The organism is Candidatus Eisenbacteria bacterium (assembly GCA_016867715.1).
In the GTDB taxonomy this organism is placed as follows: Bacteria; Orphanbacterota; Orphanbacteria; order Orphanbacterales; family Orphanbacteraceae; genus VGIW01.
In genome coordinates, this window is the sequence record VGIW01000015.1 from 11,429 (window position 1) to 21,701 (window position 10,273).

General features: G+C 69.0%; 5 protein-coding genes. All 5 read right to left on the reverse strand.

Annotated features, from left to right (window positions below):
* Window positions 1-54: 54 nt before the first annotated feature.
* Entirely contained in the window at window positions 55-1,548 is a 1,494-nt protein-coding gene (locus FJY73_04755; GenBank protein MBM3319967.1) for a glycoside hydrolase family 3 protein, read from the reverse strand.
* Window positions 1,548-2,945: a SpoIID/LytB domain-containing protein gene (locus FJY73_04760; protein MBM3319968.1), complete on the reverse strand. Its 1,398-nt coding sequence runs from the start codon at window positions 2,943-2,945 to the stop codon at window positions 1,548-1,550. Before FJY73_04760 ends, FJY73_04755 begins: the two co-directional genes overlap by 1 nt.
* On the reverse strand, window positions 2,942-4,129 hold the full coding sequence (locus FJY73_04765) for an anhydro-N-acetylmuramic acid kinase (GenBank protein ID MBM3319969.1): 1,188 nt from the start codon (window positions 4,127-4,129) through the stop codon (window positions 2,942-2,944). Before FJY73_04765 ends, FJY73_04760 begins: the two co-directional genes overlap by 4 nt.
* Window positions 4,126-5,817: a Na+:solute symporter gene (locus tag FJY73_04770; GenBank protein MBM3319970.1), complete on the reverse strand. Its 1,692-nt coding sequence runs from the start codon at window positions 5,815-5,817 to the stop codon at window positions 4,126-4,128. Before FJY73_04770 ends, FJY73_04765 begins: the two co-directional genes overlap by 4 nt.
* Before the next feature lie 165 nt (window positions 5,818-5,982).
* On the reverse strand, window positions 5,983-10,083 hold the full coding sequence (locus tag FJY73_04775; GenBank protein MBM3319971.1) for a hypothetical protein: 4,101 nt from the start codon (window positions 10,081-10,083) through the stop codon (window positions 5,983-5,985).
* Between the last annotated feature and the right edge of the window lie 190 nt (window positions 10,084-10,273).

The window sequence follows — 10,273 nt, forward strand, 5'->3', positions numbered from 1 at the left end:
GACCATGAGCTGTCGTTACGCTGAGAGGAAGGTAACAGACGAACCGCCCTTCTGTCAACGACGGCCGAAGGGGGAAATTCCGAGAGGCCTCTTTCTTCCGTCGAGGATTTCGAAGAGCGCGGAAAGGGTATCCCTCCCGAAGTCGAACGCGAAGAGACGCTCGACCCCTCGGATTCGGAGGAGCGGCTCCGGATCGGCGAGGGCGACCGCGACGAGCCGCCGGCGCCCCTCCATCAACAAGCGGAGAAGGCGCGATTGCCCTGCGGGGAGCTCCCCGCGCGCGAGAAGCCCGAGGACGACGGCTTCGGCTCTTCCGGCCTCTCGCGCGACCGCGCGGCACTCCGCGCCTGACGGGTCGGCGGGAAAGAGATGGACTGCCTCCCGTCGAAAACGCTCCCCGAAGCGCTCGTCGATCCCCGAGAGATCGAGGCTGATTCGAATCCGACCGGGAAGAGCCTCCGGGAGAAAGGCGACCCAATCCCCCTCGGGAAGCGGGCGGAAGCTCCCCGGGCCGGCCCACACGATCCCGCGGGCCGGGTCGGCCCGCACGGCGGCGCCTCCCGCCGGCCGATGGAGCCTTCTCCCCGCAAGGGCTCTCACCCGCCGCGCCGCCGCCCGAGCCGCCCGGGGATCGACCCGCCCGCTCCGAATCGCCTCGGCCAACCGGCGCGACGCGCGCCTCCCCGCCGCGAGGGAGCGGGTCACGCAGAAGAGATCGACCCCGGCGGCGAGCGCCTCCGGCAGGAACGTCTCGCCGGGAAAGCCGGCCATCTCGACCGCGTCGCTCATCACGACACCCCGGAAGCCGAGCCTTTCGCGGAGAAGCCCCCGGATCACGGACTCCGAAAGGCCCGCCGGCAGCGCCCCGGTCCCAAGGGCGGGATAGGCCACGTGCGCGATCATCACCGCCGGGAGCCCCGCGCGGAACGCCGATCGGAACGGGGGGATCGACGAGCCGAGGATCGCCCGCGCGCCCCGCCGATCGATGGGAAGGGTGAGGTGCGAGTCCGACCGCACGCTCCCGTGACCAGGGAAGTGCTTCCCGACCGGGAGTACGCCCCCGCGAAGATACCCTCGAACGGCCGCCGCGCCGAGCCGCGCGACCCGCTTCGGATCGCCGCCGAACGAGCGCGTCCCGATCACCGCGCTCCCCCCTCGGTCCTCGACGTCGAGCACCGGCGCGAGGTTCATGTTGATCCCGACCCGCCGAAGGAGCGACGCCTGTCTCGCCGCCCACTCCCGAACGGCCCGCTCGCTCCCGGCGGCCCCGAGGTGCATCGCCGAGGGAGGGCGCCCCGCGATCGCGGCGGCCGCGCACACGATCCCCCCCTCCTGGTCGACCGCGACGAGCGGCGGACGCGGGAGGAGAGAACGCGCCTCGGCGATGAGATCTTTCGCCTCTTCCGGATCCCTCAGGTTGCGCGGAAAAAGGACGAGGTGGCCGACCGACCCTTCCGCGAGGATCTCCTTCTCCCGGGAGGTCAGCCTCCGGCCGGCCGGAGCGGCCATCACGAGCGAAGAGGCGATCGCCGCTTCCGATTCCGGCATCAACGGCTCTCCTCGAGATGCTTCCGGGTCGCGTGCTCCAGCCGCGCGCCCGGATAGTAGTGGCGCAGAATCTCCTCGTATCGGTGCCCTTCGTCCGCCCTCCCGATCGCACCCCACTGGCACATGCCGACCCCGTGTCCGTTCCCGCGCCCCTCGGCGACGATCTCTGCGGCGAGACGCCCGGAACGCTTGACATGCAAAGTAAACGCGGCGCTCCGGAGGATTCCGCCTCCCCGGGGCCTTCGGAGAACCCATCGCACGCGATCGCCTCCGATCCGGACATCCGCCTTCTCCGTCACGAAGAGCGTGGAGAGGACACGCCCGGACCGGCCGACCTCCTCGATGCGGACGTCGCGAAGACGGCCGAGGCGCTCCGGGCTCATCCCTTGTTCCGCCGCGAGATTCCGGACGATCTCGACGAGATCGCTCCCCTTCCAGCGCTCCGTCCATCGGAAGTGGGGCGATTCCCTGCAGAAGGCGCGCGCGGGCGCTTCGCTCCCGTCCGGCCCGTCGCCCGTCGAGCGAAGATAGGGAGCCGGCTCCCGGTTGAACCAGACCTCCTCGACCGGCGCGCTCCGTCCGCCGCAGGTCGAGGAGTAGTAGGCGCGAACGAGCGCCCCCTCGTACGAGAGGATGACCCCCGCCGTCTCCTCGAGCGCCCGATCGACGACCGCGTCCGTCCGTTCGAGCCCGCGGTAGACCTGATCGCTCTCCGTCGCGACGAGATCCCACGGCGCGTCCTCGGCCGCGGCCGCGACGCGCCCGAGCGCGTATGTCCGCGCGGCGACCGCCTGCGCCTTCAGCGCCTCGAGCCTCTTCTCCGAAAGCCATCCGATCTCCCACGGGACGACCCCCCGGAGGTAATCCTCGAGACCGATCCCGTTGATCGCGGAGAGGCCGCGCTCCGATGCGACGAAAACAAGCGTCCCCGCGTACGGATTTCCTTCAAGCGTGAAAGGTTCAGCCCGCTCGGGAAGCACGCTCACGGGGGAAGGGACGGCGATCGGATCGAACCGCCCGCGCATCTCGATTCCTCCGCCCGCGGAGAGCGCGAACCGAAGAAGGCTCCCCTCGGCGACCGCGATCTCCCCGCCCGTCCAGCGAAGGAGCCCGCCGCTCGGAAGGCCGGCCTCGAGTGAGGGCGCGTCCATGCGGAGCGCGACGCGGAGCGGTCCGATCGGCCGGCCGCCGTCCGGTTTCCCATGCCGCGCCGGGTCCTCTCTTCCCGGCCGCTCGCGCTCGGTGTCTCGCTTCTTGCCGACCCCGCTCCGCGTGGTCCAGCCTTCGTCGGTCGGGCGGGAGCCGGCGGGGGGGCGCGGCGAGCAGCCGCCCAGAGAGACAAGAAGCGCGGCCGCGAGCGCGAGCGAGGCGCGGACGAGCGGGGCTCGGCGGCTCATCGCGGGCCGCTCCGCCCGATCCGCAAGCGGAACGATCTCGGGCCTGGGGCAAGGATGCCGAGGAGCGGGGCTCCGCGCGCACCGGTGATCGCTTTCATTGGGTAGCGCGCCCCGCGGGCGAACTCGGCCGCGAGAACGGCGAAACCGACCGCTTCGCGCGCATCGGCCGGGATGCCGAGCCTCTCGATCGGAAGGAGGTTCCGGGGCGCGATCTCCTCGGCGAGCCTGCGGACGAGCGTTCGGTTTCTCGCGCCTCCTCCGCATAGATAGACCTCGGCCCCCGGAGCGGACCTCTTCCGAATCTCGCCGGCGGCGCTCGCGGCGGTGAAGGCGGCGGCGGTCGCGAGAAGATCATCGGCCCCGATCCTTGCGGCGCGCCCCCTGTCCCAAAGATCCCTCGCGAGCGCGTCCCCGAAGACCTCGGTCCCCGTCGAGCGGGGAGGTCGTCTTCGGAGAAACGGGTGGGCGAGAAGGGCGCGGAGGATTCCTCGATGGACAGTCCCGCGCGCCGCACGCCGCCCCCCCCGGTCGCAATCCTCCCGCCCGCCCGAGGCGAGCGCGGCGAGACGATCGAGGAGCGCGTTCCCGGGGCCGGTGTCGTAGGCGAGGGTCTCTTCCCAGGCGCCCCCCGCGGGGAGGACCGTGAGGTTCGCGATCCCCCCGATGTTCAGAAGCACACGATCCACACGGCTCGAACGGAAGAGGAGATAGTCCGCGATCGGAAGAAGAGGCGCCCCCTCCCCCCCCGCGGCGATGTCCGCCGAGCGGAAATCGTGGACCGTCGGGACGCCGGTCCTCTCCGCGATCACCACTCCGCACCCGATCTGCACCGTGGCCCCCCCGCGTCTTGCCGGAGCGTGAAGGATCGTCTGCCCGTGGCTCCCGATGAGATCGACCGCGCCGATCCCCCCATGCCGGGCCGCGAGCCGGCTCGCCGCGCGCGCGAAAAGCTCCCCGACCCTCACGTGGAGCCGCGCCCGCTCCTCGGCGTCCCTTGGGCCTCGCCCCGCGATCGCGGAAAGCCTCGCGCGGTCCGCACGCCCGAAGGGGAAAACCGCGAAGGCCTCGAGCTGGAGCTGTAGAAGAGACCCGACCCCGCGGATCTCGAGGAGAGCCGCGTCGATCCCATCCATCGACGTCCCGGAGAGAAGCCCGATCACGCGGAGAGAACCCGACCGGCTCATGACCACTCCTCCCGGTTCAGCATCCGGAAGAGGAGGACGGCCCCCGCGAAGCCGCCCGCGAGGAGAAGCGCGCCGAGGCGCGGGCTTCCGAGAAGGAGACCACCGCCGCCGAAGAGGAAGAGATAGAGCGACGCCGCGCCGACCCCCCAGAGGAGGAGCCACCTTCCGAGCTCGCCCCTCTTTCCGGTCCGGAAACGCCCCCACGCGCCGACCGGACGGACGCGCTCGGCGAAGCGCATCAGGCGTTCCTCGTCGGTCGGCCGGGTGAGGAACGTCACGGGGAGCCAGACGAGCGCCGAGAGCCCGACGATCCAGGGGAGCGTGTAGGGGAACGCGATCTCCGGCGCGAAGAGGCGAAGCCCCGCGTTCGCCGCGAGCGAGGCGAGCATCGCGGAGAGCTCCGACCAGGCGTTCACGCGCCACCAGAACCAGCGGAGCACGTAGACGATCCCCGCGCCCGCGCCGAGCGAGATCGTGAGGATCCACGCGCCGGTGATCGTCTTGTATTGGAGAGCGACGAGCGCGCCCCCCGCCATGAGGAGCGCGGTCGCGAGCCGCGAGAGAAGAACGAGCCGCCTCTCCGACGCCCCCGCGTCGAGGAAGCGCCGGTAGATGTCGTTCACGAGATACGAGGCGCCCCAGTTCAGGTGCGTGACGAGCGTCGACATGAAGGCAGCGAGGAGCGAGGCGAAGAAGATCCCGCGCCACACCGTCGGAAGAACTCGGAACGCCGTGTCCGGATACGCCGTTTTGTGATCGGTCGCATTCGGGAAGAGCACGAGCGAGACGAGGGCGACGATCACCCAGGGCCAGGTGCGGAGCGCATAGTGCGAGAACTGAAACCAGAGGGTGGCGCGCACCGCCTCCCTCTCGTCCCTCGAGGCGGACATCCTCTGCACGATGATCCCGCCGCCGTCCGCGTTGTCCGTGCACCACCAGAGCATGAAGAAGTAGATGAGAAACGCGGAGAGCGGGAGCCACGACTCCTCCGCGCTCGGAACCGGACGAAGAAGCGCGCCCATTCGCTCCGGCCCGAGAGCGGCGGCGAGCCCGCCGAAGCCGCCGACCGCCCGAAGAGCGAAGACCGCGACGGCGATCGATCCGGTCATCGCGAGCGCAAACTGGAAGAGATCGGTGAGGACGACCCCCCAGAATCCGGAAAGCACCGAATAGAGAAGCGCGACCGCGCACGAGATCGCCACCGTATGCACGCGGCTCATCCCGGGAAGGATGCTCGCGAGCAGGGTTGCCATCGCGAGGATGATCCATCCCATCACGAGGCAGTTTCGGATCGTCGCGAAGTAGAAGCCGCGGAATCCGCGAAGGATGCCTGCGCCCCGCCCCGAGTAGCGGACTTCGGTGAGCTCCGCGTCGGTGAGCACGCGCGCCCGCCGCCAGAAGCGGGCGAAGACGAAGACGGAGAGCATGCCGCCGAAACCGTAGCACCACCAGAGCCAGTTTCCGGCGACGCCCCGCGTGCGGACGAGCTCGGAGACCGCGAGCGGCGTGTCGGCGGAGAACGATGTGGCGACCATCGAGGTTCCGGTGAGCCACCACGGAAGCGAACGCCCCGAGAGGAAGAACTCCTCGACGCCGCGCCCGGCGCGCCGCGTGAGCACGAGGCCGAGGACGAGCGAGAGAAGCATGAACCCGCCGACGATCGCCCAGTCGACCGCTTCCATGCGCAACGCGAACACCCCCCCGGCGGATCCTACCGGAAATCAGCGAAGAAGGTATCGGATACCGTTCGGAAGAAGGTATCGGATACCGTTCGGAAATAGAGGAAGCTCCCGGAGCGCGGAAGCGCGAAGGGAGACCCGCGGCCGCAGTAGGAAACGCGCGCATCCTCCAGGCTACCGGAGGATGACCGCCTTCCCGAGCGCTTCCGCGCGCTCGCCCGGACGGACCGCAACGAGGCGATAGAGATAGACCCCGTTCCCGACCCGATCCCCGTCCTGGTCGGTCCCGTCCCAGACGTTCGGGTTCTCGTTGTACCCGATCCTTCCGGAGAGCCCCTCGAGCACGCGGATCCTCTTGCCGGTCGTCGTGAAGACCTCGGCGCGCACCGCGTCCGCGCCGTCGGTGAGATGGTAGTAGAAGCCGGTCGCATCCTCGGTCGGGTTCGGGTGGTTCAGAAGATCGACGATTCGGAAGCGCTCCTCGACGCGGAAGCGGAACGTCTTGCCGAGGGCGCGCACGAAAACATGAAGCGCGTGATCCCCGGAGGAGAGCGCCGGGCGAAGCGCGCCGAGCCAGCGGAAGGAGTCGAGCGGGCGAAGTGAATCGGGCTCGATGGCCGCTCCGTCGAGCGTGAAACCGATTTCTTCCTCGGCGACCGGGACCGGGGTCGTGATCTCTGCGCGGATGAGCGGCCCCGGCGAGACGTAATCCCCGTCCCGGATCGCGATCCCGTCGAACGTGAGCGCGACCTGCACGAACACTCGAAGCGTGAAGGTTCCCTCCCGCCCCGCGCCGTCCCTCGCCCGGAAGACGATCGTGTACTCCCCGAAGCGGACCTCGGGGCGATAGACGATCTTCCAGCTCCTTCCGTCCTCGGGAAGCCCGTCGTCGGGCGAGACCTCGTAGAGCGCCGTGTCGAGCGGCTCCCCCCCATCGAGGACCGCAAGAGACGAGCGGTCGATCCGGACCTCGTCGTGAACGCGCGCGACGATCGTGACCGGTCCCCCATCCGCACGCCCGAGAAGCGCGCCTCCGTTCTCGACCGGAACGCCGTCCACGGTCACCTCGAAGTGGGGCGGCCGCGCGTCGATCGCGAGAAGAGGATCCCCGAAGAGCGCCTGCCGGCGAAGCACCAGGAAGCGTTGGAACGAGGGGATCGACGCGAAATCCATGAGACCGAGCGCGAAGATCTCCCCGAGAGTCCAGCGGGGCGATCCGGCGTACCAGGGAGGGAGCGCGTCCGGATCCGCGCCCGGAACGACGCCCGGCGTTCGGAAGAAATACTTGAGCACGCTATCGTTGAGGTCCAGATTTCTTATGAGCTCTTCGGTTCCGGTCGAACCGAAGGTCGCCACCGCCCCTCCCCGGTCCGAGAGCATCATCTCCTCGGGGATCGACTCGTACCCGAGCGAGAGGAGCCGGTCGAACTCCGAGATCGAGCATCCGTATCCCATGAAGATGTAGGGACGGCCCGCGTGGTTGCTCTTCTGCCGGATGTCCTGCGAGACGTTCTGCCCGAGCGGCCGGTAGCTCGGCCCGTTTCGAAGGATCACCTCGTGCGTGAGGACGTTTCGGTTCCCGTGCCCCTGAAAGTTGATGAGCCCGACCCCGGGTCCGTTGATCTGGTCGAAGAGCGCGCCCGAGACCGCCTGCCGGCAAAGCCCGATCGTGCAGTCGATGTCCGCCCGGTTCGCGTTCGCCGAATCCCCGTCGTAAGGGCAGAGCGGATGGAAGACATCGGTGAAGCGGGAGAGGAAGATGTTCACCGTATCGATCCCCTTCGCGGCGGTCTCCTTGATCTCGCGGGCGAACTCGGCCGAGTTCCTCTCGAACTGGACCTGGAACTCGTTCTGGAGGGCCTCGCCTTGGGCGACCCACGCGTCGTCCGCGAGGAAGAGAACCCGCGAGCGCCACGTGTCCTCGGGGCGTATCGTCTCGTAGGCGATCGTCTTCTCGACGAGGCGCGCCGCCTCCTCGGCCGTGCCGACTGGGAACCGTCCGAGAAGGAGATCCGGGAGCGGATCCTGGGGGCCGTCGAGAAGGACGTAGGCGAAGTCGCTTGCGTCCCAATGGTCTCCGCTCACGCGCGGGTCGGCGACCTTTTGGAAGACGGGACGGGTCGGGATGAAATCGAAATCTCCCGGCTGGGCGTTGCGCGCGATCCCCTTGAAGTCCTCGTATCCGTCGCCGACGAGAAGAACCGCGATCGGGGGCGAGGCCCACCGATGGAACGCGTAGCGGATCCAACGGGCGATCGCGGTCGTGTCCTTCACGCCTCCGTTGAACTCGTCGTACACGTCGCTCACCGGCACGATGCGCGTCCGATAGCCTTGCGCTTCCCGGTGCGAGGCGAGCGGCTCCATCGCCGCGGCGAACGCGTCCCACGCGAGAACAAGAAAGTCCGCCTCTTCGGAGGCTCGGTCGGTCGGCGCGTCGGCCGCGATCGACGAGGCGGTGATCCGTTTCGCGCGCTCGAGCGCGCACGCGGCGTAGCGCTTCGTCGCGCCGGCGGAGTCCTGAAAGACGATCGCGTACCCGCCCCCCGGCGCGGGCGACGCATCGGCGAGGATCCGCGCGCTTCGATACGGGTCGGTCACGTCGAAGAGGAGAACGTCGGGCCCCGCGAACCCGTCGACCTCGATCTGGAAACGCCCCGTCGCGCCGCCGCTCGAGAAGAGGAGACAGCCGTCGATCGCTCGATAGAGGAAGTTCGCGTGGACCTCGTACCAATCGAGGAAACCCCGCGCCTGCGGAACTTCATTTCCCTGCGGGGTCGCCCCGCGCGTTCCTTGATACAAGAAGCGGTTGACCCCGGCGGCGAGCGAGGAGGCGGGGCGCGTCCGCTCCGCGGGGAAGAGGCGCGGTCCGATGCTGTCCACGACCCCCCGGAACGCGGTGTCCGCGTCCGCCTGGTTGATGAGGATGTAGCGATCGTAGGGATAGGTCCCCTCTCCCGGCGCTTTGACGGAGACGGCCATCGCCTTGATCCCGTACGGGAGCGAGACGTCCGGCGCGGGGAGCGCGATCTCGGTCATCAAGCTCCACGTCTCGTACGACTTCGGGAAGTAGAGATCGACCGTATCCGAGGGGGTGCTGGTGTTGTAATGCTCGTCCACCTCCCAGCGGATCGAGTCGGGGAACGAGACGAGAGGAACAAGGCCTGTCCAGCCGCGGGACGCCGGCCGCGTCTCGAGCGGCTCGCGGGTCCCCTCGACCGACAGGAAGTAGACCGCTTGATACGCGAAGCGATCGTCGCTGTCCCGCCTCATCCGATCCTCGCGAAAGCCGGGAAGAAAGGCGAAAAGCGCGTCCCCCTCTCCGAAGAACCCGTCCGCCGCGGCGTCTCGCACATGAAACGGAATCGAGATCTCCGTGAACGGATCTCCTCCCTCCCGGAAGAGCGAGTCCGCGAACCCCCGGCGGTAGAGAGCGAGCGCGTCGATCGGCGTTCCCGCGGCGAGCCCCGCCTTCTTGAGCTCGGAGAAATCGATCCGGTAGAGCCCGCTCTCCTTCACCGAGATCTTGTATTCATTCATCGCGCGGAGCTGCTTCCGGAGCGGGGCAACCGGTCGAGGGGCTCGCGCGCGGAAGGACCGGGCCTGGTCGTAGTTCAGGACCGCCCCCCGGTAGACATCCTCCCACCGTCCCTCGTTCCCTACCGGCTCCCCGGGGACGGACGGGTCGGCCTTCGACGGATCGGGGACGAACTCCACCTCGACCGTGAGCCGATCGTAGACGCGGAGAAGCCCGCTGGACGGCTGGAACTGGAAGGGCGAAACGGCAACCGAAACGAGCGTTTGGTGGCGGAGCCGCGCCGGCTCGCCGACCGTGACGAGCGGCTCCGGATACCAGGACGCGCCCGCGTAGAACGCGCGGTCGATCGTGAAGAGGAGGACCGGGCTCCCGTCAATGAGGCTCTCGCTCGGCGTCGGCTCGACCGGCGGCCCCGGAAGATCGCGAAACTCGGCGTGCACGACGCGCGCCCGCGCCGTGTGCCCCTCCGGAACCGCGATCCAGAAACCCCGCACCGGAAGATCGGGGAGTCCGGTCTCCCCCGTCCGACCGGCGCCGAACAGGCGGACGCTTCGATACGCCTGGCCCTCCCGCACGACCTCCTCGATCGTGTGGCGGTCCGGTCCGACCGTCCATCGGAGACCGTTGTCTCCGAAAGTGGTCGCGGATTCCGCTGCGACGCCCCCGACGAAAACCGCGCCCAAAAGGACGGCCGCCCCGAGAACCCACCAACTTACACGAACGCAACAAGATCCGATCATGACGCCACGTCCTGTCCTGGAGAGCGCCCGCTCGGACGCCGGAAGGGAAGGGAATCTCGCGTACATACGGAGAAAGGTAGCAATCCTGGTGCCAGGCGGTCAACGGCTTGGCCCGACGATAGGAGAAGACGCGGGGCGGGGACTCGCGACGAGCCCGCGCCCGTTGACCCCCGCGTGAGCGGCTGGTAGG